We start from the raw sequence: 23407 nt of genomic DNA, 5'->3' as shown, positions 1-23407 counted from the left end.
CCACTGGTGGATGCAAGGGGGGTTCGTTGCGCTGTTGTACGTCGCGGCGGCCGTGTCGCTCGGCTTCGCCGCGCTCGCGTGGGCCAAGCGGGACGCACCCGGCGGGACACCGATGGTCGTGTTCCACGTCGCGCTCGCCGTCGGGGCAGTCGCGTACGCGCAGGACATCGCAGCGACGGCGCTGGCCACGCAGATGCTCTTGATACGGCTCTGGCTCCCCGCACAGACCGTCGTTGCCGTCTCGTGGCTCTATGCGGCGCTCCAGTACGCGGGGTCCGAACGGTTCGCCTCGCGGAAGGTCGCCGGCGTGCTGGCTATCGAGCCACTGCTCCTCTCGGTGCTGCTCGCAGTCGATCGAACGACGGTCTACACGTTCTCGAACGACGGCCGCCAGGGATCGCTCCTCCAGGCCGCGGGCACGGACCTGACGACCGGCTTCTTCATCCACACGCTGTTTCTCGTGGTCGTGGCCCTGGCCGGCACCACCGTCCTCGTCCGGTTGTACCTCCGATCGCGCCACCTCTACCGGATCCAGGCGGCCGCCATCCTGGTCTCCGCACTCGCTCCCTGGGCTGCGATGATCGCACAGTCGCTCTTCTTGAACCTCGCCGAGGACGCCAGCATCTTCGCCTGGGCAGTCTCCGGGATGGCGCTGACCGTCGGGCTGTACAACTTCAAGACACTCGATCCCGTGCCGACGGCGCGCAAGGCTATCGTCGAGGAGATGGGCGATGGCGTCGTCGTTATCGACAGCGACGGTCACATTAGCGACGTTAATCCGGCGGCCCGCGATATTCTCGGCCTCCGTATCGACGCTTCGCTCGGCAGCCCTCTGGACGAGGTCGTCGATGGCCTGGCCGATATCGCTACCGACGAGACGGTCACGGACGGCTGGCAGGAGCGGGAGGTGACCGTCGGCGACGAACAGCGGTACCTCGAAGTCGAGGTGTCGCAGTTCACCGACCGATTCGACCGCCTCGTTGGCCGACTGGTACTGTTGCGGGACGTAACCGAGCGCAAGCAGCGTGAACAGCAGTTCGCGCAGTACAAGACGATCTTCGACTCGGTGAACGAACCGGTCTACGTCCTCGACGAGACCGGCGGGTTGGTACTGTACAACGATCCCTTCGCGGAGTTCGTCGGGGCGACCGGCGACGAACTGGTCGGCGAGCAGTTCGGGGTGCTGCTGGCGGACGGTGAGTTGGTACCTACTGGCGCGGGTGGCCGGGTGACCGTCGAACTGACCATCCAGACGCGGTCGGGAGAACTGCGTCCCTGTGAGACGGACGTCGCCCCGATCTCCTTCGACGGCTCGGATTCGGGTGCGGTCGGCGTCGTCAGGGACGTCTCGAAACGCAAGGCGATCGAGTCGGAACTCGCCGAGACCAGCGAGCGCTTGGAGACCCTCGTCGAGGCGTCCCCGCTCGCTATCGTCGCGTCGGACCTCGACGGCGTCGTCGAGGTCTGGAACCCCGCCGCCGAGGAACTGTTCGGCTGGTCGGCCCAGGCAGTCGTCGGCCAGGAGCTCCCGATCATCCCCGAGGACCAGTACGAGCAGATCGCTGCCCAACACGAACGGGTGCTCGCCGGCGAGCGACTCACTGGCCTGGAGAACGCTCTCGAACGGAAGGACGGCTCTCGCGTCGAGGTGAGCGTCTCTATCGCACCGATCCACGACGCCAGCGGTGACGTGGCCGGCAGCGTCTCGATCATCGCCGACATCACCGACCGGAAGGAGCGCGAGCGCAAACTCAAACGGCAGAACGAGCGCCTCGACGAGTTCGCCGACATCGTCAGCCACGACCTGCGGAACCCACTGCAGGTCGCCTCGGGGAACCTGGAACTGCTCGACGACGCGGTACCACCGGACGCGCGAGACCGTCTCGACGGTGCGACGGACGCGCTCGAACGGATGGAGACGCTCATCGAGAGTACACTCACGCTGGCGAAGGAGGGACGTGACATCGAGGAGCCCGAACGGATCGACTTCGTGGCGGTCGTCGAGAACGCCTGGCAGGCGGTCTCGACCGAGGAGGGGACACTCTCGCTGGCCGACCCACCGAGGTCCGTCGAAAGCGATCCACAGCGGCTCTCGACGCTGCTGGAGAACCTCTTCCGGAACGCGGTCGAACACGGTTCGACGGGCAATCGGACAACGTCCGATGACGCCGTGGAACATGGTTCCACGAGCAACCGGATGGAATCCGGTGACAGCTTCGACCACGGTCGCGACGGCGACCACCCGGTCACGGTCACCGTCGGCGGCCTCGACGGCGGCTTCTTCGTCGCCGACGACGGGGCCGGGATTCCCGAGTCGGAACGCGAGGCCGTCTTCGTCTCGGGCTACTCGACCGACGCGGACGGGACCGGGTTCGGGTTGTCGATCGTCAAGCGAATCGCCGACGCCCACGGCTGGACCGTCAGCGTCACGGAGAGCGAAACCGGTGGCGCCCGGTTCGAGTTCACCAACGTTTCGGTCCCACAGCGTGCCGAGTGACTCATACTGAGTATTGTAGAATATTTCCGAATTGCGCCGACCCCGGAGACGTGCCGGTCCCTCGCTTACCTAATCCGTATCAGGAGTGGGTGAAGTACGCGACCGACTCGCCGTCCGCGTCGATGGCGTCCAGTCGGGCGAAGCCGATCCGCTCGAACTGGACCAGGTCGTCCGGTTCGTACTCCAGCAGCCCCGGCTCGCCGATCCCCGTCACGTCGCCGTCCATCGTCCGGAGGCGGAACGCGGGACCGTCGGCGGGCGCCCAGTGGACGACGTCGACACCCTCCTCGCGGACGGCGCTGATGTCGTCGCCGGCGTACTCGAACGCGTCTCTGGTGTGGCGCACACAGCCGTATCCCTTCAGCCAGACCCGCTCGCCGTGGGGCGGCAGGTCGTCGCCCTCGATCACCACGCCGCTCGTGACCGGGATCCCCCGGCGGCCGCGGTCCTCGTGGTCCGGGTGCAGTGGCGGTTCGCCGGCGTCCGGACCGCCGACGATCTGGCGCTCGACGAGGCCGCCGTGGGCGTCGTCCTCGCGGACGAAGAACGCCCGGTCCGTCTCGTCGTCGATCAGTTCGCGGTTGTTGGCGTAGACCGCGGACATCGCCAGATCGACGTTCGACGTGGAGGTCCCGAGTTCGACCATCGCGTCGACCAGCGCCTGGCCGCGGATGCCGCGCCGTTCGAGGCTGGCGACCGTCGGTGCCCGCGGGTCGTCCCAGCCGTCGAGTTCGCCCGCAGCGATCAGTTCCGAGATTGTCGAGGTCGACAGCGAGACGTCGTACTCGTCGACCTGCACGTGACCCCAGTGGACGACCTCGGGGTACTCCCAGCCGAAGTAGTCGTAGACGAACTGCTGGCGCTTCGCGGAGTCCTGCAGGTCGATCCCGCGGATGATGTGGGTGATGTCGAGCAGGTGGTCGTCGATCCCGCTCTGGAAGTCCAGCATCGGCCAGCAGCGGTAGTCGGCGGCCTCCTCGCGTGGGTGTGGCGTGTCGATGATGCGGAACGCGACGAAGTCACGCAGCGCGGGGTTCTTGTGTGTGATGTCGGTCCGGACCCGCAGCACCATCTCGCCGCTCCCGTACTCGCCGTCGACCATCGCGTCGAACTCCTCGTGGACCGTCTCGGTATCCTTCTCGCGGTGGGGACAGGCCTCGCCGCTGTTCTTCAGATCGGAGAACTCGCCCTGCGGACACGAGCAGGTGTAGGCGCCGCCGGCGTCGATGAGGTTCCGGGCGTGCTCGTAGTAGGTCTCGACGCGGTCGCTGGCTTTCACCACCGAGTCCGGTTCGAAGCCCAGATAGTCGATGGCGTCCAGAATCTGGTCGTAGGCGTCCAGGTCCGGCCGTTTGGTCTCCGGGTCGGTGTCGTCGAACCGGCAGACGAACGCGCCGTCGTACCGCTCCTTGTAGGTGCCCACGACGGCAGCCATCCGTGCGTGTCCGATGTGCCACGGCCCGTTCGGGTTGGGGGCGACGCGCATCCGGACACCCTCGTCCTCGTCGACGTTCGGCAGGTCCGGCAGCGGGTGGTCCTCGCCCTCGTCCTCGCTCTCCAGCTCTTCGAGTTTCTCCGGCGCGAGTTCGCCCAGTCGCTCACGCCGCTGGTCGGCGTCCATGCCGTTGACGCGGTCGACGACCGGGGCGACGATGCCCGGAATCTGGTCGCCGTGCTCGCGGAACTCGGGGTGGTCGCCCATGAGCGGCCCCATGATGGCCCCGACCTGTGCCTCGCTGTCGTGTTTGACCGCGTTGAGCAGGGCGCCGACCTCGGCGGCCTCCTCGATGCGGGCACGAAGCTCCTCGTCCATGCACGACTCTGGCACCGCCCCGGTCAAAACGCCGTCGGGTTGGCGCGGCGCCACCGTTATCCTCCGGGCGGTCGGTGGTCGAGACATGGCTGCCGACGCTGCCCGCTTCCTCGCCGACTCTCCGGATCGACTCGCACTCCTCGAACGGCTCGCCGACGAACCGGGGTCGCCGAGTGACCTCGCCGACGACCTCGGACAGTCACGCCGGAGCGTCCAGCGGAACCTCGCGGCGTTCGCCGAGCGCGGCTGGGCACGGAAACACGACGGTACCTACGACCTGACGACTGCCGGCAGGCTGGTCACACGACGGCACCGCTCGTATCTCGACGCATTGGCGACCATCGAGGCGTGGGAACCGCTGTTCGCCCACCTCCCGGCCGACCAGGCCCCACGCCCGGAACTCCTCGCCGATGCGACGCTCGTCGGGAGCGACCCCGACCAGCCACAGGCGCCCGTGAGCCACTACGTCGAGTCCATCGGGGCCGCCTCGACCGACTCGATCAGGATGCTCTCGCCGGTCCTGAGTCGGCTATTCCACGACGCCCACGCGGGGCAGGTCGTCGACGGCGTCACACACGAACTCGTTTTAGACGGTCCGACTATCCAGCGTGCCCGCGAGCAGAATCCGGCAGCGTTCGCCACCGTCGTCGGTGTTCCAGGCTTCTCGCTGTACCGCCACCCCGATCCGCTCTCGTTCGGGCTGACACTGACCGACGACCGGGTGTTCCTCTTGGCATACGACGACCAGGGACAACTCCACGCACTGGCCGACGGGAGCGACCCCGCGTTCTACGAGTGGGCGAGTGGCTGTTTCGAGCGCCACCGCGACCGGAGCGAACGTGTTTCGGGGCTCGATGCCGTCTCGTCCTGACATTACCGACAGGGGGTGACACAGGTGCCAGCGACTGACGTAAACTACCCCCAGCGCCTACGAGGACGTGCATGCACTCTCTCTCCGGTCCCCTTCGGCCCTCCACTGATACCGAGGTTCGGAGCGTGTTCCGTCGGCCGACCACGCTCGCACTGTTCGCCTACCTGGTCACGGCGACCTACCTGCCGGTGCTGGCGGGCGCTCTCGGCGACGTAGCCCCGGCTGTCGAGCCGTACGTCTTCCCGGTTGCGATACTCCTGTACGTCCCCGCGTACCTCCTGTCGATACTCGTCTACGACAACCCCTGGGGGCTGGAGAACGTCGTCTACGCTGTCGAGGGAATCCTGGATGTGTCCAACTCCGGGCTCTACTACGTGGGGCTGCTTGTGACCTACTATCTCTGTAGTGTCACCATGGTCTGGCTCGGGACGATGGTCCGACGAGCACTGGGTCGCCGACGCGACTGACCGGCGCTATAGATTGGTACCTAGGTGTGTACTAACCCGTTGGAGTGCGTCCAGTCCTGTAACCTCTCCCGGTTCGTCGGGTATCGTCCAGACGTCCAGGTCCGGCAGTGCTCCCCGCAACGTTGCGATTGCTTCCTCCTGGACGGCCTGTTTCCCACGACAGCGATCGCAATCGCCGGGCTCCTCGATCATCTTGTTCACGACGAGCGTCGTAACTGGGACCTCGAAGGAGCGCAACTGCTCGACCAGCCGTTCGGTCTCGCGGACGGCCATCGTCTCCGGGATGGTGACCGCCCGGAACGCCGTCCGCTCGGGGTCCCGGAGGACGGTCCCGACCCGCTCCATCCGGTCGCGCATCTCCGTGAAGTCGTCCGGGCCGTCGTCGCGCCGCCGGCTCGCCATCGGGCCGAACATCATCGTCCGGGCGGTGCTGACTTTCCGCCGGATCTGATCGCGGAGGTCCAGCGCCGTCGCCATCCCGCGGTCCATCACCGACGGGAGGTCGAGCAGGCGGAGCGTGTGTCCCGTGGGTGCCGTGTCGAAGACGACGCGGTCCCAGCGATCGTTTCCTACGTAGGTTGCGAGCCCTTCGAGTGCCGCGAGCTCGTCGCTGCCGGGCATCACACCGCTGGTGAACAGTGCGGCGACCTCGTCCTCGTCGAGGTCGATCCCGGCCTCGCCGAACTCCGCCGCGAGGGCCTCGAACAGTTTGCGGTAGCGGTCGATACCGGTCTGTGGGTCGACCTCGACGCCCCAGCACCGGTCACGGATCTCGACGGGGTCGCTGCCCAGGTCGGTTCCGACGGCGTCGGCCAGCGAGTGAGCCGGGTCGGTCGAGACGATCAGCGTCTCGGCTCCGTCACGTGCCAGTGCCAGTCCCGTCGCCGACGCGACGGTCGTCTTGCCGACGCCACCCTTGCCACCGTAGAGGACGAACTGGGTCACAGCGGCGCTAGGGCTCGATACGGTATAACTGGTGTCCCGCACGACCGGAAAAAGCGCCCGCGTCAGTACTCGCGCTCGACGAGGTAGTTCGCGATCCCTTCGAGCAGATAGCGGGCCTCGTTGTCCGGCAGGACACCGAGGTTCTCCTTCCCGCTGGCGATGAGATCGTTCGCCGTCTCGCGAGCGTACTCGATAGAGCCGACCTCGTGGAGACGGTCGACGGCTGCGTCGATCTCGGCTTCCGAGACGGCGTCGACGTCCTCGGTGTCGACCAGCGACTCGACGTCGACACCTTGCTGGCGGGCGTGGAGCGTCACGAGCGTCTGTTTCTCCTCGACGAGATCCGAGCCACGCTGTTTGCCCAGTTTCTCCGAGGGCGTCGTCAGATCGAGCAGGTCGTCCTGGATCTGGAAGGCCCGACCGACGTCCAGGCCGTAGTTGTACAGCGCGTCGACGGTCTCCTCGTCGGCGCCGAGTAGCGTCGCCGGGATGGCCGCCGCCGCACCGTAGAGGACGGCGGTCTTGAGTTCGACCATCTCCAGGTACTCCTCGGGCGTGACAGCCTCGCGCTGCTCGAACTCGATGTCGAGCGACTGGCCCTCACAGATGCGCGTACAGGTCGTCGCCAGACGCTTGGTCGCCGTGACGGACCGCTCGGCCGCCGCGCCGGTCGATAGCAGCAACTCGAAGGCCTTCGAGTACAGCGTGTCGCCGGCCAGGATGGCCGTCGAGAGGTCGTACTCCTCGTGGACCGCGGGGACCCCACGTCGGAGGGGGTCGTCGTCCATGATGTCGTCGTGGATGAGCGTGAACGTCTGGATGACCTCGATGGCCTGAGCGGCGGCGAGCACGTCGGCCTCGCTGTCGTCCAGCGTCGGAAACGCCCGGTAGTCGGTCGACAACGGCTCGACGTCCAGCAGTGCCTCCGCGACGAGCAACAGGACAGTAGGCCGAAGCCGCTTGCCACCAGCGTCCAGCAGGTACCGCGACGCCTCGTAGAGGTGGGCCGGCTTCGTGACCGGCAGGTCCTCCGAGAGCGCGCTGTTGACCCGCTCACGGCGGGCGACGATTGCGTCCTCGACCTGCTGATGGCGTTCGGACATGCTGTTACTCGGTGAGCTGGATCATGTTCCCGTTGCGCGTCACGTGCAGGTCGCGACCGACCTTGTAGCCGTTGTCCTCACAGAGGTCGACGTACGGCGCGAAGCCCTTGAGGTTCTGGTGGGCAGGGATGACGTTCCGGGGCTGGAGCGCGTCGAGCATCTCGTAGTGGCCCTCGCGGTTGAGGTGGCCCGAGACGTGGATGTCGTCGTAGATACGGGCGCCCTGCATGCCCAGGAGCTTCTCGGACTGGTAGCGCTGGCCCTCGTTGGTCGGCTCGGGGATGACCCGCGCCGAGAAGATGACCTTGTCGCCGTTGTCCAGTTCGTAGGGCGTCTCGCCGCGGCCCATCCGGGTGAGCATCGCGCGCGGTTCGCCCTGGTGGCCGGTGACGATCGGCAGGAAGTTCTCCTTGCCCTCGTTCATGATCCGCTTGAACGTCCGGTCGACGGATTTGCGGTGGCCGTACATCCCCAGGTCCTCGGGGAAGTCGACGAAGTCGAGTCGCTCGGCGGTGCCCGAGTACTTCTCCATCGACCGGCCCAGCAGGACTGGCTGCCGACCGATGTCGTCGGCGAACTCGACCAGCGACTTCACGCGGGCGATGTGGCTGGAGAACGTGGTGGCGACGATCCCGCCGTCGTAGTCCTCGATGCTGTACATGACGTCCTTGAGGTGGCGTCGGGCCACCGACTCGGAGGGGGTCCGTCCCTTCTTGCCGGCGTTCGTACAGTCCTCGATGTACGCGAGGACGCCCTCGCCTTCGCGACCGATCTCGCGGAACCGCTCCATGTCGATGGGGTCGCCGATGACAGGCGTGTGGTCCATGCGCTTGTCCAGCCCGTAGACGACGGCCCCCTCGGGGGTGTGGAGGACGGGGTTGATGGCGTCGATGATGGAGTGGGTGACGTTGACGAACTCCAGTTCGTTGCGGTCGCCGATGTCCATCGTCTCGCCGGCCTCCATCTTGATGAGGTCGTTCTGGACGCCGAACTTCTCCTCGCCCTTGATCTGTTGTTTGACCAGTTCGATGGTAAAGGGCGTCGCGACGATGGGGGCGTCGTAGCGGTGGGCGAGCTTCGAGATGGCGCCGATGTGGTCGAGGTGACCGTGTGTCGGCACGATCGCCTTGACGTCGCCCTCCAGATCGGACATGACGCGGTCGTCCGGGATCGCACCCATGTCGATGAGGTCGAGCGAGTGCATCCGCTCGGTCTCGACGTTGTCGTGAATCAGTACCTTCGAGAGGTTCAGGCCCATGTCGAAGATGACGACGTCGTCACCTGCACGGACTGCCGTCATCTGACGGCCGACCTCCTCGTATCCGCCGATTGTTGCGATTTCGACTTCCATGGTTGTAGCTCCGAGTGGAAGCCGTCCGCGAGCACGCGGTCGGCAGTGGCGACGACGGTAACGGCTGTGAAACAGCGTCTCGATTCCGTGTCGGCACGGCGGCCAGCCGGGAAACCCGTAGCCAGTGTGCCGGAAGGGGGACTCTCGTCCGGACGACTTGCACCCGTCGTCTGCCGGCCGCCGATCCGCGCCCTGCGGGCGGCCGTGCGCTCGGTTATTCGGCTCTACAACGCGCCGTCTTAAAACGGTGTGGGTTCACTTCGACTGCTCGTCGTCCAGGGCGTCCGAGAGCGGGTCGCCGTCGTCGCTGTCGACGTCGAACCCGCCGACGTCGGACTCATCGGACTGATCCGACGGCTCTTCGGGGTCGGCCGTGGGGTCGACCAGCGACTCGTCGCCGGCGTCGCCCGGTTCGGAGACGAACGGGTCGGTCTCGCCGGTGTCGAACGAGTCGGGGTCCTCGATCGGTTCCGGTTCGAAGGTGTCGGTGCCGGTGTCCACTGGCTCCTGGGACGATACATTCGAGTCCGCCCCCTGGTCGGCCCTGTTCGTCTCGTCGACCGACGGCGATTCGAACGGGTCCATCCCGTCGTCATCGTCTTCCTCGTCGATATCCGTCGGCTCCGGAGGCGACCACTCCTGTGGCGGTGCAGTGTCGTCTGTATCGGCCTCGGTCGCGCTACTCGCTGTTCCGGACGAGCGGTCGTCACTCGACGCTGCGGTCGTTGACGACCCCGACGAGTCTGGCGGCCCTGTCGGTGGCGAGGACTGCTGGGAGGTGGTGTCCTCCGTCGACCGGGACGACGACTCGGAGACGGATCCGGTCTGTTCACGTCTCGTCGTGCTCGAATCACGTGGTTCGTCCGACCCTGTCGGTTCCGGTGCCGTCGTCGCCGACTCCAGTGGGTCGCTCTGCTCTGTCGGTTCCGTCGCCACCGTGGTCGACTCCGTCGGCTCGGGGTCGCTCGACGCTGCTGTCGCCGTCTCCCCACCGTGGTCGGCGGTCTGGGTGGGACTCGCTTGCTCGTCGACCGTCTCGGTGTGTGGCTCTTCACGACTGGCTGCGGCGGCGCTGGCTGCGGTACCACTCGCGCTCTCGGTGCGCTGGACGCGCTCCCGTGACTCGGGTTGATCCCGCCCCTGGGCCGGTTCTTCGTCCGTGGATTCGGGCCTGGCTGCGACGACGCCGACCATGGCTGCGTCCGCGACGAGTTTGTGGAGGAGGCCGAACGTCCCCGAGATGGTCAGTAAGATGCCGACCACCGAGACGACGATTCCGAGGATCGCACGGGCGCCAGCGTTCTGTGCACCGTCGACCGCTCGCAGGGCGAATATCGTGTTTCCGATGGCGACGAGGCCGCCGCCGATCAGGGCTACGACGAGGAGATAGCCGAGGAACTTTGTTCCGTACCGGTAGACGTCGGGTAACCCAACAGCAGACATGGTTCGACAATCGACAACGCGTGGCAAATAGGTTACGACGGTTCCGCGCCGCCGACCGTCGTCCCGGGGGTCCCACCGGCGACGAACTCCGGAAGCGCATCGGGCCCGAAGATCTGTGCAGGTGCCGACAACGCGAGCAGTTGCCGGACCTTCCCGGCCATCCCGCCGGAGACGTCGGTCGCGTCGCTGGCACCGAGCGCTGCGGCCACCTCGTCGATGGCGTCGATCCGCTCGATCACGGTACCTTCGGTGTCGAGGACGCCCGGCACTGTCGAGCAGACGCCCACGCGGTCGGCACGCACTGCCGTCGCCAGTTCGACGACCAGTTCGTCGCCGGAGAGGACGGTCGCGCCCTTCCCGGCGTGGAAGACGAGGTCGCCGTGCAGGACCGGGACGAACCCTTCGTCGAGGGCCGTCCGCACCTGTTCGGTCGGGAGCGAGAGCGCTCCGTCCGTCTCACGCGAGCCAGCCGACAGCGGGTGGACGGGGACCGCGGGAACACCATGTTCGGTCAGCGCCTCGACGACGCTGTCGTTGAGTCGTCTCATCGCGCCGTGGATGGCCTGGACCGCTGCGACATCGTGGGTGCCGTCGATCGTGCTCACGCCGTGTTCGGCCGCGTGGTGGTGGCCGAAGCTCCCCCCGCCGTGGACCACGACGAGGTCGTCATTGCCGGCAGCCACTGCCTCGGCCGCCGCCGCTAGCGCGTCCTCGTCGACGGTCTCCGGTTCGTCCTTGACGGTGACGACGCTCCCGCCGAGTTTCAGGACCGTCGTCATTCCTGGCGGACCCCGTCGGTGTCCAGTTCGGCCCGGAAGGCGTCCTCACAGCCCGGTGTGTACCGGAGTGCGGTGAGCGCGCCGTCGGTCTCGTCCAGGGCGACGATACAGCCGCCGCCGCCCGCTCCGGTCAGTTTCGCGCCGGTCGCGCCGCCCTCGCGGGCCGCCCAGACCATCGCGTCCAGCGACCGCGAGGAGACGCCCAGGGCGGCCAGGAGGCCGTGATTGAAGTCCATCAGTTCCCCCAGGCCTTCGTAGTCGTCGGTGCCCAGCACCGACTCGCCCTGCCGGACGATGTCGCCGATGGCGCCGACGGTGTCGGCGGCGAAGTCGTACTCCTCGCGGAGCGCTCGCACGCCGGCGACGAGTTCCCCGGTGTCACCCGCACCGCCGTCGTAGCCGATGACGAACGGAAGCGTGCCGACGCCGTCGATCCGTCGACAGTCGTCACCCTCAACGCGGACGGCTCCGCCCATCGCCGAGCAGAACGTGTCCGCACGGGAGGCCTGCCCGTCCTGGACCTCGTACTCGACCTGGTAGGCCCGGTCGGCGATTTCCTCGGGGGTGAGTTCGACGCCGAGTTCTCGCGAGGCGGCGTCGATGGCCGCGACGACGACTGCCGCCGACGAGCCGAGGCCGGCCCCCAGCGGGATGTCGCTCTCGACGACGATCTCGAAGCCGGCGTCGGGTCTATCGGCGACCTCGCGGGCCTGTGCCACCGCCTCGTTGATGTAGCCGACGCCCGCCTTGACGAGGGACTCGTCGGCGTCCAGGTCCGGGTGGCCCCCGTCTTCCCCGGTGTACTCGACGGTGTAGCCGTCGAGTGTGAGATCGTCGACGTGGACCCGCAACCCCTCGTCGCGCTCGTTCGCCGTCACGCGTGCCCGTCGCTCGATGGCACACGGGACCGCCGGCTCGCCGTAGACGACTGCGTGCTCCCCGAAGAGGTAGACCTTCCCGGGAGCGCTCGACGTGACCATACCCGCTCGTGGTCACCGAGGGGGTTAGGCGTTTTCGGAGCGGTCCCGCTCTATGACCCGCATCGACATCTCCTGGCGCGGATGCGCGGTCAGCGAGGGCATCAGCTCCAGGGGCGTCTGTCCGAGGAACTCCAGCCGGTACTCTTTCGCGGTCGTCGCGGTGATGAGCTGTGCTTCGAGCATCGCCAGGTGTTTGCCGATACAGTGGCGCGGGCCGCCGCCGAACGGGAAGTAGGCGAAGCGGGGCCGCTCGCGGGCGCGCTCGGGCCGCCATCGCTCGGGGTCGAAGGTCTCGGGATCCTCGTAGAACCGTCCCGAGCGGTGGACTCCCCACTGCGGGAGCATCAGCGTCGTCCCGGCCGGCACCGAGTAGCCCGACAGTTCGACGTCGACCGTCGGCTCCCGGAAGATGGTGTAGACCGGCGGATAGAGCCGCATCGCCTCCTGGATGACCCACTCCAGGTAGTCCAGGTCCCGGACGTGTTCCATCCCCGGCCGGTCGTCGCCGACGACCTCGTCCAGTTCCTCGTGGACGCGCCGCTCGGCCTCGGGGTGTTCCGACAGCAGGAACCAGGTGTAGGTCAGTGTCAGCGCCGTCGTGTCGTGGCCCGCCAGCAGCATCGTCATCATCTCGTCGCGGAGTAGCTCGGGGGACTGCTCGCCCTGGTCGCGCGCTCGCAACAGCACCGACAGGAAGTCCATCGGCCCGTCCTCGTCGTCGCCGATGGTCCCCTCCCGTGTCTCGATGATGTCGTCTAGCACCCCATCGAGCGTCTCGACCGCGCGGTCGAACTTCGCGTCGTCGGGCATCGGCATCCACCGGGGCGCGGCGAACCGGATCGGGTCCGGTTCGAATCGCTCACCCAGCGGCATCAGTTGCTCCTCGATGGTCCGGACGGTCTCCTCGGGCAGTTCGACGCCCATCATCAGATCGAGGATGACGTCCAGGGTGGTGCGTGTCATCACCTGTTCGGCGTTGACGACGTCGCCGTCCGCCCAACCGGCGATGCGATCCTCGGCGTGGCCGGTGATGCGGTCCGCCATCCCGGAGAGGCGACTCATCGAGAAGGCCGGGTTCGCGAGCTGGCGCTGCTGTTCCCAGGTCTCACCCTCGCTCAGGAGGAGCCCGTCACCGAGCAAATCCCCCAACGCGTCTCCCTGGAAGTCCGGCTTGCGGAAGTGGTCGGCCTCGGAGACGAGGATCCGCTCGATGGCCGTCGGATCGCAGATCATGAACGTATCCATCGGCCCCATGTCGAACCGGGTGACATCGCCGTAGGCCCGTTCCAGGGCCGAGATGAACCGGAACGGGTTCCGGGCGTACGTGCGACTGCTCCCGAACAGCGGTTCCCCCTTCGGGCCTGGCGGCGTGCCTGACATCGGACGGAGTTAGGGCTGGACACGTTTGAATCGTGTGCCAAACGGGATTACAGCCACCGGCCCGGGTCGAGATTCCAGTCGGTGTTGGATCGCGCCCAGACGCCACAGAGCCCGCCGAGGGCGCTGCTCCCGACTGTGTACGCGAGGAAGAACACGAACACCAGCGCGAGGAAGACGTCGTAGGCCGGCGACGACGGTGGGATACCGAACCCGAGCAGGCCAGCGATGTACAGCGCCGGCACGAACAGTGCCAGCAGCGGCACCATCGCCCCGATACCGGCTAGCGTCCCGAGCCAGAGTCCACGCCCGTACCCACCGCCGTGGCGGTGTGCCGCGACGGCACCACCTGCGACTGACGAGAACGGGATAAACGAGAGGACGAGTGTCACGAGCGCCCCCATCCCCGCGTCGGTCAGCGTCTCGCGCATCTCATCTGGCTGCTTGTCGCCGCGTCATGATGTAGTTTCCGCGCTGTCCTGTCGATGCGGCCACTGACTCGTCCTCAGCTCCCGAGGTCGGTCTCGTACTTGACGTAGTTCCCGATCCACCCGCCGGCCGCGCTGAGACCGACGATGTAGATGAGCCCGATGACGAGGGCAAACAGGAGGAACAGGATACCGACGGCGGGTAACGCGGCCGGTGCGTCCAGCGCAACGAGGCCGAACCCGAACAGGAAGAACACGCCGAACAGGAGCATCGCAAACACGAGCGCGATGCCCCCTGAGATGGCCCCGACCTTGAGCCCGTCGTTGCGTGTCCCACCTTCGAGATAGCCGGCGATGCCGCCGCCGAACAGGGGGGCGAAGGGGACGAATCCACTCAGGACGGCCGTCGCGATCGCACCGATCACTGCGTTGAGGAGGGTTCCGTTGTCGCTCGTCTGTCGCGACGTCTCTTCTTGGACTGCCATGGATCGCTCTTTTTTTGGGTGACTGGTAATTCTTACGCCGGCCGAGAGCTCCCCGAGCGCGAGCCCTCCCGCTACGGGAGGTCGAAGAAACAGAAACAGCGCGAAGACGGCCCTCAGATACCGGACTCGAAGTCGTCGAGCCCGTAGGCGGGTTCGGCACCGCGGCGGTCGAGCGTCTCGTTGGCCAGCAGCCAGTAGACGACCGACAGGGCCTTGCGACCCTTGTTGTTCGTCGGGACGACCAGGTCCACGTTGGACGTGGTGTTGTTGGAGTCACACATCGCGATGACCGGGATTCCGACCGTGATGGCCTCCTTGACGGCCTGGGCGTCGCCGATGGGGTCGGTGACGACCACGACGTCGGGTTCGATGTAGCCGTCGTAGTCCGGGTTGGTCAGCGTACCGGGGATGAACCGGCCCGTCCGGGCGCGTGCCCCGACGGCCTCGGCGAACTTCTCGGCCGGGAAGCGGCCGTACTGGCGCGAGGAAGCCACGAGGATCTGCTCGGGCTCGTAGTTGGCCAGGAAGTCCGCTGCGGTGCGGATACGCTGGTCGGTCATCGAGACGTCCAGCACGTAGAGCCCGTCGGTCCGGACGCGGTGGATGAACCGGTCCATGTCCTTGGTCTTCTGCTGGGTCCCGATGTGGACACCGGCGCCGAGGTAGTCGTCGACGGGGATCAGCAGGTCCGCCTCGGCCTGCTCGTCGGGCATGACGTCCTCGTCGAGCTGTGGCTCTTCCTCGGCTGTTGCTTCGTCCTCGGCCGCCTCGTCGGCGGCGTCGGCGGGCTGTTCGGCTTCCGTCTGGGCCTCTGCATCGGCGTCGACTTCCTCGTCGTCGGACGGGTCGAAGTCGGACTCTGACGCGTCGAGACCTTCTTTCTCGTTGCCGCTCATACTGCGTTGTCCTCGATACGGATCAGTTCGTTCAGCTTGGCTGTTCGCTCGCCGCCGACCGCGCCCGTCTTGATGAACGGTGCCGCGGTCGCGACAGCGAGGTGTGCGATGGTGGTGTCCTCGGTCTCGCCGCTCCGGTGGGAGACGACCGACTCGTAGCCGTTCTCGGTCGCCAGTTCGATGGCGTCGACGGCGTCGGTCAGGGTCCCGATCTGGTTGGGCTTGATGAGGATACTGTTGGCGGCACCGGCGTTGATGCCTGCCTGCAGGCGCTCGACGTTGGTGACGAACAGGTCGTCCCCGCAGATCAGCGTCTGGTCGCCGACCTGGTCGGTCAGGTCCGCGAAGGCCTCGTAGTCGTTCTCGTCGAGGGGGTCCTCGACGTAGACGAGGTCGTACTCTTCGACCTTCTCTGCGATGTACTCTATCTGCTCCTCGGTCGACTTGACGCCGTCGTCGTAGACGTAGCCGTCCTCCTCGTCGTCGTACAGTTCGGCACCGGCGACGTCGAGGCCGAAGGTGATGGCGAAGCCGAAGTCGTCCGCGACGGTTTCGACGGCCTCGTCCATGATCTCGAAGGCCTCGTCGTCCGAGACGGAGGGCGCCCACGCACCCTCGTCGCCCTTGCCCGCGGGCAGGTCGCGGTCGGCCAGGATGTCGTGGACTTCCTGGTGGACCGCGGCGTTGGCGAAGACGGCCTCCTCGATGCTCGGTGCGCCGACGGGGGCCGCGAGGAACTCCTGGATGTTGGTGGCATCCGCGGCGTGTTCGCCGCCGCCGATGATGTTGCCAAGCGGCGTCGGGTACTCGTTGCCACGGAAGGTGCCACCGAGGTGCTGGAACAGCGGTGCGCCCAGCACGTCGGCACCGGCCTTGGCCGCCGCCATCGAGATGGCGACCGCCGAGTTAGCACCGATTCCCGAGAAGTCGTCCGTGCCGTCGGCAGCGTGCAGCGCGGCGTCGACGTCGCGCTGGTTACCGGCGTGGACCTCGCCGATGAGCCGGGGAAGTGCCTCTTCGCGAGCGTTCGCGATGGCCTCCTGTGCCGGGAGTTCGATGGCCTCGTACTCGCCGGTGCTTGCACCGCTCGGTGCCTTGCCGCGGCCGAAGCCCCCACTCTCCGTGAGGACGTCGGCCTCGACGGTCGCGTTCCCACGCGAGTCGAGGACGCGGCGGAGTCGTACGTCTGTGATGAGCGTCATTTGTGGTCACCTCGTCTGACTGTGAAGGGGAGCACCCCGGCGTCGTACTCCTCGGCCGCGATGAGGATGGGCTGGGTCTGCTCCGTCTCGATGAGCACGGGTGCGCCGTGGGCCAGCTGCAGCGCTCGTGCGCCGAGTTTGCGGGCCTTCTCGTATCGGCTTTCCTGTGCGTTCATTGGTAGGGTGCGACGATGTCGACGAGATCCTTGTGCGAGACGAGCATCCGGCGACAGCAGTGCCGCTCGACGCCGAGCTCGTCGAGGACCATCTCGGGGTCCTCGGGCTCCTCGGCTTCGCGGGTGCGTGCCTTGAACTCCTCCCAGTGCTCGCCGACGACGTTACCGCAGGTGAAACACCGGACCGGTACCATCATACTTGATCACCTCAGCGGTAGGACTTCTGGTAGCGAGCCCGAGCGCCGGGACCGCCCCACTTCTTCGGTTCGGACTGGCGGACGTCGTTGACCAGCAGCGAGCGGTCGAACTCCATGTACGCGTCGCGGAGTTCGGCGTCGTTGGTGAAGTCGACGAGACCGCGAGCGATGGCAGTGCGGGCGGCGTCTGCCTGCCCCATGACACCGCCACCTTCGACGGTGACCTCGACGTCGACGTCGTCGCGGAGTTCCTCCTCCGCGATGCGGAACGGCTCCAGCATCTTCAGCTGAGCCAGCTCCGGCTCGACCAGTTCGACCGGCTGGGAGTCGATACGCACGCGTCCCTCGCCCTCGCGGATGGTCGCGCGGGCGACGGCTGTCTTCTTCTTTCCGGACGTGTTCGTTACCATGTCTTGTTCGCTCCGAGTTGCTCGCTGACTGTCGCCAGCGTGACGAACTTGATGTTCGACAGTCGGTCAAGCGACGTTCCCTCGAGGATGTCGCCGTCCTCGTCGTGCGGATTGCCGACGTAGACGCGGACGTTCTCGAAGGCATCCTGGCCACGCTGCTTCTTGTGGGGGAGCATCCCGCGGATCGCGCGCTTGAGGATGCCGTCTGGTCGCTTGGGGTAGAAGTACCCGTTGTCGTTCCCGATGTCGACACGTTTCTTGTACTTCTCGACGATCTGGTTCTCCCGGCCCGTAATGACGGCCTGTTCGGCGTTGACCACTGCGACGGTCTCGCCAGCCAGTGCCGTCTCGGCGACCTGGGAGGCCACACGGCCCATGATACAGTCGCGGGCGTCGACGACGACGTCTGCATCGAACTCTGCGACGCTCATCGGATCACCCGGATCTGGGAGCCGTCGGGATTGTTTTCAATTGCCTGTTCGAGTGATACAGCCTCTCCAACCTGGTCGATCTTCTTCTCGGCCGTTCCGGAGAAGTCGACGGCGGCGACGGTGACGTCCTTCTGCAGGACACCGGAACCGAGCACCTTGCCGGGCACCACGACGGTCTCGTCTTCCTGGGCGTACCGCTCGATGCGGCCCAGGTTGACTTCCGCGTGTGTGCGCCGTGGCTTCTGTAAGCGCTCGGCGACGTCGCCCCAGACAGCGCCGCCCGAACGGGCGGCGGACTTCAGGTCGGCGATGAGACTACTGAGTCTCGGGTTCGTCTTGCTCATATGATTCCTCCGTTGTAGGAAAAGTGCAGGGAGCAGGATTTGAACCTGCGGACCCCTACGGGACAGCGCCCTGAACGCTGCGCCGTTGGCCTGACTTGGCTATCCCTGCTCGCATCAATGCGTTTTGCGTGCCCCGTAAAACCCCTTTCGGTCCTCGCGCTTCGGGGGCCTGCGGTCATCGGCACCGTGGGTGTGTCTCGGGGCATTGTCTTCGTTACAGTTGTACCGCTTCTTTCAGCTCTGTCGCGCGATCACGGATGGTCTCGACGCCGCGGACGACCAGGTCGTCCGCAGTCAGCGACCCGTCTGTCTCGACGTGGAACACGAACGCGTTCTCGACGTCGGTCACCTCGACTTCCTTGCCGGGGTACCGCTTGGACAGATCGTTGTCGAACGTCTCGGTCGCGACGAGCTCTCCGTTGGTGGCGTCGCCGGCGGCGTGTTCGGCCGCCTGTTCCTCGATGACGCCACGCAGGATGTTCGGTTCGTCGTCCTCGAACTCGCCCTTGTCACCGACGACCTCGACTCGCTGGAGGTGTCGGTAGCCGACGGCCACGCCGCCCTGATGTTTGGCGTGTTCCTTCCCGGTATCGAGGACGGCGTCGGCCTCGACTTCGAGGCGCTGGCCGTCCTTGAGGTCGATAATCGGGATGTTGTCGTCGGCTGGTTCGACCAGTGGGTCGCTGGACACGAGGTCGCCCGAGTAGGCGGTCCCGGGTCCATCGACGGCGAGTGACAGCGTGATTTCCTCGCCAGGTTCGAAGTCGTCGAGGTCCGTGGTCAGCGGGACCAGACCCAGTCGGAGCCCGATCTGCTCGTTGAACATCACGCTCGTGTTCTCGATCACCCGGACGGTGTCGATACTGAACGTGGGGACGTCGGCGATCATCGCCCGGCGGATGCCGTTGGCGAACGCCGGCGTGATACCACGGACGAGGAAACGCGACTCCCGTTCACCGCGGTCGACGAACTCAACCTCGTAATCCTGTGTCATTGGTTAGAATCCGGAGTTCTTGGGGGCGCGCGTGCCGTCGTGGGGCGTCGGCGTGACGTCCTCGATTCGGCCGATCTCCAGGCCGGCACGAGCCAGTGCGCGGATCGTCGCCTGCGCACCCGGACCGGGGGAGGTCTGCTGGTTCCCACCGGGGCCGCGTACGCGGACGTGGACCTCCTCGACACCGCGGTCGAGGGCCTTCTCGGCGACGACCTCTGCCATCTGCATCGCAGCGTACGGCGACGCCTCGTCGCGGTTCTGCTTGACGACCGTCCCGCCGGAGCTCTTCGCGAGCGTCTCCGCGCCGGTCTGGTCGGTGATGGTGATGATGGTGTTGTTGAACGATGCGTGCACGTGGGCGATGCCCGTGATGCCGTCTTTCTCTTCGCTCATTCTTGTGCCTCCGCACGCTCAGGGTGCAGGTCGTCCGCAAGCGAACTGTTCTCGTCGAAGCCCAGCGTGTTCTCGACGTCGGCCTCGACCTTCATCGACGGGCGCGTGACGCGCTGGCCGTCGAGCGTGATGTGGCCGTGGACGATGAACTGGCGGGCCTGCTCGGGCGTGTTCGCGTAGCCCTTGCGGTAGACGACGGTCTGGAGCCGCCGTTCGAGGACGTCGGTGACGTCCAGCGACAGGACGTCGTCGAGCGTGTCCTGCTCGCCGAGGGTCCCGTAGCGCTTGAGGCGGGCCAGGAACTCTTCGGCCTCGGTGTCGTGTTCGCCGGCGCTGCCCAGGAGCTTCCGGGCCTCACGGCGGTAGCCACGGAGCTCGGACTGTGCGCGCCAGAGCTCCTCCTTGTTCTTCAGGCCGTAGCGGCTGATGAGGTTCGCCTCGTCGGCGATCCGCTCGCCCTGGAACGGGTGATTCGGCGTCTCGTAGAACTTCGTGTTCGAACCGAGTGCCATTATTCGTCACCCTCCTCGCCGCCTTCCGCCTGCTCCTCTTTGATGGCCTCGACGTTGACACCGATGGTGCCCTCGGTACGCCCCGTAGACTTCGTTCGCTGCCCACGGACCTTCTGGCCTCGCTGGTGGCGGATGCCACGGTAGGAGTCGATCATCTTCATGCGGTTGATGTCCTGACGGCGGGTGAGATTGAGGTCGTTCCCGGTCTCGTGGGTGGTCTCACCGGTGAAGTAGTCCTTCTGGTGATTGGCCATCCAGTCCGGGACGTCGTCGGCGAAACTCTCGACGTGTTCGACGACGTCGTCGATGACGTCCTCGTCGAGTTTGCCGAAGACCGCACGCCGGTCGACCTCGGCCTTCTGGGCGATGAGTCGAGCAGCGCGCGTCCCGATGCCGTTCAGTTCTGTCAGTGCTCGTTCGACGGACTTGGTGCCGTCGAGGTCTGTCTGTCCGATACGGACGAAATAGCGGATGTCCTCTTCTTCCTCATCCGCCTCGTCCGCGTTGGGGTCTTCTGCACTCATATGTGGGTAGTCGGTGTGGGTGAGCGTCGTGGCGGGGATTCGAACCCCGGAGGCTGTACGCCACAGAGTTAGCAACCCTGCGCCTTGGGCCAGGCTTGGCTACCACGACACGCGTATCTGAGACTCGCGCCCGCAGCACGCGGACTCGGGGGTCGGTCCCCCTACACGAGTGTATCCCAGACTATTCCGGGGTTGTATTTAAACGCAACGGAGTGGCGCGCCCCCGTGAGAGTACGACATACGTCCGGGCCGGAACCGTCGCAAAGGTCTCACGTCTGGGGAGCGAACGTCGGGCATGACACAGCGACGCACCGCCGACGGTGGCACGGCCGTCGACCCGGCCGACAGAGACGCACTCCGAGACCATCTGGAACGGTTCGCCGGTGAGGAGACGGTCAGCGAGACAGCCGACGGGACGCTCCGGGCCGTGTTCAGCCACGCCACTTCCGTGGCTGTCGACCCGTCCGGGCGGGTGAGTACAGGTATGCCCCTCCACGGGTTCGACGGGACGGCGGACCGGCTCGTCTTCGACCACGAGAGCGGCGCCCTCCACGTCGAATCCGGGGCTGTCTCGTATACCTTCAGGCGACCGTGACACGGCGAACGACTCAGTCGTCGTCTGTCGGTGCCGGTTCGACAGCGGGTCCGCGGTTCACGTACTCTTCGTTGACAATCCATTCGCCGTCCTCGCGGACCATGTACTCGCCGTAGTAGGGGACGCGGTTGGCGACGGTCTCGCGGAACGTCTCGCGGATCTCGTCGCGAGTCATCTCACCCATCGACCGGAGGTCGTCGGTCCGGTTGAGACACCCCTTGAGTTTCCCATCGTGTGTGACACGCACGCGGTGGCAGTGCTCGCAGAAGGTCGGGTTCTCGACGGGGTCGACGATCTCGACCATCCCCTCGTTCCCGTCGTCGTCGCTCACCCAGTACCGCTTGCGGTCGTGCATCTCGCGGACCTCGATCCGGTCGGCCTGGTCGGCGAGCCAGTCGTGGACGCGCTGGATGTCGATGGCCCACTCCGGCCGGCCGACCAGCTCCGGCATGTACTCGATCAACTGGAGGCGAAGGCCCGCCTCACTCGCGACGTGGTCGACCATCTCGGGGACGTACCCCGCCGTCGGTTCGAAGACGACCATGTTCAGTTTCACCGGATCCAGCCCCGCGTCGAGTGCGGCCTCCACGCCCTCGATGACCGTGTCGTAGGCTCCGCTCTTGGTGACTTCGGCGAAGGCTTCGGGGTCGATGGCGTCCTGGGAGACGTTGACCCGTTCGAGCCCGGCATCGACCAGTTCGTCGGCGCGCCCAGGGAGGAAGGTTCCGTTGGTGGTCAGCGAGACTTCCATCCCATCGGGCGTCCGCCGGATGATCTCCGCGAGGTCCTGGCGGAGCATCGGTTCGCCGCCGGTGAACTTCACCGCGTCGACGTCGAACTCGCGGGCGACCTCCAGAAAGCGGACCACGTCGTCGGTCGCCATCTCGTCGTCCTGTGGCTCCATCGGCCCGCGCGTGTCGCCCAGCCCCTCGTTGTGGCAGTAGACGCAGTCGAAGTTACACCGGTCGGTCAGGGACACCCTGACCTGTGAGACCTCGCGGCCGTGGTCGTCCTCCAGCACGCCAATGGCTTGCAGACCCATCCGTATAAATCAGCCGTCCCGTGCAAGAATCTGGGAGTGCTCGTCGGGGGACACAATCCTTATCGGACCTCCGGAGCCTACCGAACCTATGGACGAATCTGACGTGCGTGACCGGCTCAGGTCGGTCGAGGACGCCGATCTGGGGGACGACATCGTCTCGCTCGGTCTCGTCAACAGCATCGAGGTGGACGAGGGGGAGATACGGATCGACCTCGCGCTGGGGGCCCCCTACTCGCCGGCGGAAACAGCGATGGCGAACGAGGTCCGCGAGGCGCTCTCGGATCTGGACTACGCGGTCGACCTCTCGGCCAGCGTCGACCGCGGGGTTCCCGAGGCAGAGGACCCGCTCCCGAACGTCAAGAACGTCATCGCCGTGGCCTCGGGGAAGGGTGGCGTCGGGAAGTCGACCGTCGCCGTGAACCTCGCAGCCGGGCTCTCGCGGTTGGGCGCACGCGTCGGCCTGTTCGACGCCGACGTCTACGGGCCGAACGTCCCGCGCATGCTCGACGCCGACGAATCGCCACGCGCAACCGAGGACGAGCAGATCATCCCCGTCGAGAAGTACGGGATGAAGTTGATGAGCATGGACTTCCTGGTCGGCAAGGACGACCCGGTCATCTTCCGTGGCCCGATGGTCGACAACGTCCTCACACAGCTCTGGGAGGACGTCGTCTGGGGGAGCCTCGATTACATGGTGGTCGATCTACCGCCGGGGACCGGCGACACACAGCTGACGATGCTCCAGCAGGTCCCCGTCTCCGGCGCGGTCATCGTCACGACGCCCCAGGAGGTCGCGCTGGACGACGCCCGCAAGGGGCTCCGGATGTTCGGTCGCCACGAGACGCCCGTCCTCGGAATCGTCGAGAACATGTCGACGTTCGTCTGTCCGGACTGTGGCGGCGACCACGACATCTTCGGCAGCGGCGGCGGCCGCGAGTTCGCCGAGGAGACCGACATGCCGTTCCTGGGCGAGGTTCCGCTCGACCCGAGCGTCCGGGAGGGCGGCGACAGCGGCCAGCCACTGGTGCTGGACGAAGAGAGCGAGACCGGCGACGCGTTCCGCCAGCTCACGGCCCGCACGGCGGACATGCAGGGTATCATCCATCGGAAGCGCCAGATGGACGCCCAGCTGACCGAACCCGAACGGTAATC

General features: G+C 66.5%; 27 protein-coding genes and 2 tRNA genes. 5 read left to right on the top strand and 24 right to left on the bottom strand.

Going from position 1 to position 23407, the window contains the following annotated elements:
* Window positions 1-10: 10 nt before the first annotated feature.
* Window positions 11-2497, top strand: coding sequence for a PAS domain S-box protein (locus Hhyl2_RS07780; RefSeq protein WP_483550166.1), 2487 nt, complete (start codon window positions 11-13; stop codon window positions 2495-2497).
* Between the two features lie 79 nt (window positions 2498-2576).
* Here the strand turns inward: Hhyl2_RS07780 and Hhyl2_RS07775 are convergent, their stop codons facing one another.
* A complete protein-coding gene (locus tag Hhyl2_RS07775) occupies window positions 2577-4310 on the bottom strand; it encodes a glutamate--tRNA ligase (RefSeq protein ID WP_483550165.1) in 1734 nt (577 codons plus the stop codon).
* An 85-nt stretch (window positions 4311-4395) separates the two neighbouring features.
* Between Hhyl2_RS07775 and Hhyl2_RS07770 the strand changes: the two genes are divergently transcribed.
* Window positions 4396-5181 (top strand): helix-turn-helix transcriptional regulator, encoded by a 786-nt coding sequence (locus tag Hhyl2_RS07770; protein ID WP_483550164.1) that lies wholly within the window; start codon window positions 4396-4398, stop codon window positions 5179-5181.
* Between the two features lie 71 nt (window positions 5182-5252).
* Window positions 5253-5648, top strand: a complete 396-nt coding sequence (locus Hhyl2_RS07765) for a hypothetical protein (protein ID WP_483550163.1) — start codon at window positions 5253-5255, stop codon at window positions 5646-5648.
* A 6-nt stretch (window positions 5649-5654) separates the two neighbouring features.
* Here Hhyl2_RS07765 and Hhyl2_RS07760 read toward each other — a convergent pair whose 3' ends face one another.
* The 22 genes from Hhyl2_RS07760 to Hhyl2_RS07655 all read right to left on the bottom strand — a co-directional run bounded on the left by Hhyl2_RS07760 (window position 5655) and on the right by Hhyl2_RS07655 (window position 20727).
* The gene (locus tag Hhyl2_RS07760) at window positions 5655-6593 is read right to left on the bottom strand and encodes an ArsA family ATPase (RefSeq protein WP_483550162.1); all 939 of its coding nucleotides are present in this window, start codon (window positions 6591-6593) and stop codon (window positions 5655-5657) included.
* Between the two features lie 62 nt (window positions 6594-6655).
* Window positions 6656-7696: a geranylfarnesyl diphosphate synthase gene (gene idsA3 / locus Hhyl2_RS07755; protein WP_483550161.1), complete on the bottom strand. Its 1041-nt coding sequence runs from the start codon at window positions 7694-7696 to the stop codon at window positions 6656-6658.
* Window positions 7697-7700: 4 nt separating this feature from the next.
* Entirely contained in the window at window positions 7701-9047 is a 1347-nt protein-coding gene (locus Hhyl2_RS07750; RefSeq protein ID WP_483550160.1) for an RNase J family beta-CASP ribonuclease, read from the bottom strand.
* Between the two features lie 255 nt (window positions 9048-9302).
* Window positions 9303-10490 carry a hypothetical protein gene (locus tag Hhyl2_RS07745; protein ID WP_483550159.1) on the bottom strand — a complete coding sequence of 396 codons (1188 nt, stop codon included), beginning with the start codon at window positions 10488-10490 and terminating at the stop codon, window positions 9303-9305.
* Window positions 10491-10522: 32 nt separating this feature from the next.
* The gene (locus tag Hhyl2_RS07740) at window positions 10523-11269 is read right to left on the bottom strand and encodes an isopentenyl phosphate kinase (RefSeq protein WP_483550158.1); all 747 of its coding nucleotides are present in this window, start codon (window positions 11267-11269) and stop codon (window positions 10523-10525) included.
* A complete protein-coding gene (mvk, locus tag Hhyl2_RS07735) occupies window positions 11266-12249 on the bottom strand; it encodes a mevalonate kinase (RefSeq protein ID WP_483550157.1) in 984 nt (327 codons plus the stop codon). Before mvk ends, Hhyl2_RS07740 begins: the two co-directional genes overlap by 4 nt.
* A gap of 24 nt (window positions 12250-12273) precedes the next feature.
* Complete coding sequence (locus Hhyl2_RS07730) at window positions 12274-13629, bottom strand: cytochrome P450 (protein WP_483550156.1); 1356 nt, start codon at window positions 13627-13629, stop codon at window positions 12274-12276.
* Window positions 13630-13676: 47 nt separating this feature from the next.
* The gene (locus Hhyl2_RS07725) at window positions 13677-14057 is read right to left on the bottom strand and encodes a DUF5518 domain-containing protein (protein WP_483550155.1); all 381 of its coding nucleotides are present in this window, start codon (window positions 14055-14057) and stop codon (window positions 13677-13679) included.
* 74 nt (window positions 14058-14131) lie between these two features.
* Entirely contained in the window at window positions 14132-14539 is a 408-nt protein-coding gene (locus Hhyl2_RS07720) for a DUF5518 domain-containing protein (RefSeq protein ID WP_483550154.1), read from the bottom strand.
* A 113-nt stretch (window positions 14540-14652) separates the two neighbouring features.
* Window positions 14653-15435, bottom strand: a complete 783-nt coding sequence (gene rpsB, locus Hhyl2_RS07715) for a 30S ribosomal protein S2 (RefSeq protein ID WP_483550153.1) — start codon at window positions 15433-15435, stop codon at window positions 14653-14655.
* Window positions 15432-16637, bottom strand: a complete 1206-nt coding sequence (gene eno / locus Hhyl2_RS07710) for a phosphopyruvate hydratase (RefSeq protein WP_483550152.1) — start codon at window positions 16635-16637, stop codon at window positions 15432-15434. Before eno ends, rpsB begins: the two co-directional genes overlap by 4 nt.
* On the bottom strand, window positions 16634-16813 hold the full coding sequence (locus tag Hhyl2_RS07705) for a DNA-directed RNA polymerase subunit K (RefSeq protein ID WP_276221962.1): 180 nt from the start codon (window positions 16811-16813) through the stop codon (window positions 16634-16636). Before Hhyl2_RS07705 ends, eno begins: the two co-directional genes overlap by 4 nt.
* Window positions 16810-17010: a DNA-directed RNA polymerase subunit N gene (locus tag Hhyl2_RS07700; protein ID WP_166970841.1), complete on the bottom strand. Its 201-nt coding sequence runs from the start codon at window positions 17008-17010 to the stop codon at window positions 16810-16812. The genes Hhyl2_RS07705 and Hhyl2_RS07700 overlap by 4 nt, the downstream gene beginning before the upstream one ends.
* A gap of 11 nt (window positions 17011-17021) precedes the next feature.
* Window positions 17022-17420: a 30S ribosomal protein S9 gene (locus Hhyl2_RS07695; RefSeq protein WP_483550151.1), complete on the bottom strand. Its 399-nt coding sequence runs from the start codon at window positions 17418-17420 to the stop codon at window positions 17022-17024.
* Entirely contained in the window at window positions 17414-17851 is a 438-nt protein-coding gene (locus Hhyl2_RS07690; RefSeq protein ID WP_483550150.1) for a 50S ribosomal protein L13, read from the bottom strand. The genes Hhyl2_RS07695 and Hhyl2_RS07690 overlap by 7 nt, the downstream gene beginning before the upstream one ends.
* Entirely contained in the window at window positions 17848-18195 is a 348-nt protein-coding gene (locus Hhyl2_RS07685; protein WP_483550149.1) for a 50S ribosomal protein L18e, read from the bottom strand. Before Hhyl2_RS07685 ends, Hhyl2_RS07690 begins: the two co-directional genes overlap by 4 nt.
* A gap of 24 nt (window positions 18196-18219) precedes the next feature.
* Window positions 18220-18304, bottom strand: a tRNA-Leu gene (locus Hhyl2_RS07680).
* Between the two features lie 105 nt (window positions 18305-18409).
* On the bottom strand, window positions 18410-19189 hold the full coding sequence (locus Hhyl2_RS07675) for a DNA-directed RNA polymerase subunit D (protein ID WP_483550148.1): 780 nt from the start codon (window positions 19187-19189) through the stop codon (window positions 18410-18412).
* 3 nt (window positions 19190-19192) lie between these two features.
* Window positions 19193-19582, bottom strand: a complete 390-nt coding sequence (locus tag Hhyl2_RS07670; RefSeq protein ID WP_284008621.1) for a 30S ribosomal protein S11 — start codon at window positions 19580-19582, stop codon at window positions 19193-19195.
* A complete protein-coding gene (locus Hhyl2_RS07665) occupies window positions 19579-20094 on the bottom strand; it encodes a 30S ribosomal protein S4 (RefSeq protein WP_483550147.1) in 516 nt (171 codons plus the stop codon). The genes Hhyl2_RS07670 and Hhyl2_RS07665 overlap by 4 nt, the downstream gene beginning before the upstream one ends.
* Window positions 20094-20618: a 30S ribosomal protein S13 gene (locus tag Hhyl2_RS07660; RefSeq protein ID WP_483550146.1), complete on the bottom strand. Its 525-nt coding sequence runs from the start codon at window positions 20616-20618 to the stop codon at window positions 20094-20096. The genes Hhyl2_RS07665 and Hhyl2_RS07660 overlap by 1 nt, the downstream gene beginning before the upstream one ends.
* Before the next feature lie 24 nt (window positions 20619-20642).
* A tRNA-Ser gene (locus tag Hhyl2_RS07655) sits at window positions 20643-20727 on the bottom strand.
* A 186-nt stretch (window positions 20728-20913) separates the two neighbouring features.
* Here Hhyl2_RS07655 and Hhyl2_RS07650 point away from each other — a divergent pair.
* Window positions 20914-21213 carry a hypothetical protein gene (locus Hhyl2_RS07650; protein ID WP_483550145.1) on the top strand — a complete coding sequence of 100 codons (300 nt, stop codon included), beginning with the start codon at window positions 20914-20916 and terminating at the stop codon, window positions 21211-21213.
* Between the two features lie 13 nt (window positions 21214-21226).
* Here the strand turns inward: Hhyl2_RS07650 and moaA are convergent, their stop codons facing one another.
* The gene (moaA, locus tag Hhyl2_RS07645; RefSeq protein ID WP_483550562.1) at window positions 21227-22234 is read right to left on the bottom strand and encodes a GTP 3',8-cyclase MoaA; all 1008 of its coding nucleotides are present in this window, start codon (window positions 22232-22234) and stop codon (window positions 21227-21229) included.
* Window positions 22235-22343: 109 nt separating this feature from the next.
* On the opposite strand from moaA, the gene Hhyl2_RS07640 reads away from it, so the two are divergent.
* The gene (locus Hhyl2_RS07640) at window positions 22344-23405 is read left to right on the top strand and encodes an Mrp/NBP35 family ATP-binding protein (RefSeq protein ID WP_483550144.1); all 1062 of its coding nucleotides are present in this window, start codon (window positions 22344-22346) and stop codon (window positions 23403-23405) included.
* Window positions 23406-23407: the final 2 nt, after the last annotated feature.

It is taken from the genome of Haloarcula sp. H-hyl2 (assembly GCF_056934385.1).
Note: the sequence above shows the minus strand (reverse complement) of the source record. Positions and strands in the feature narration are given on the sequence as shown.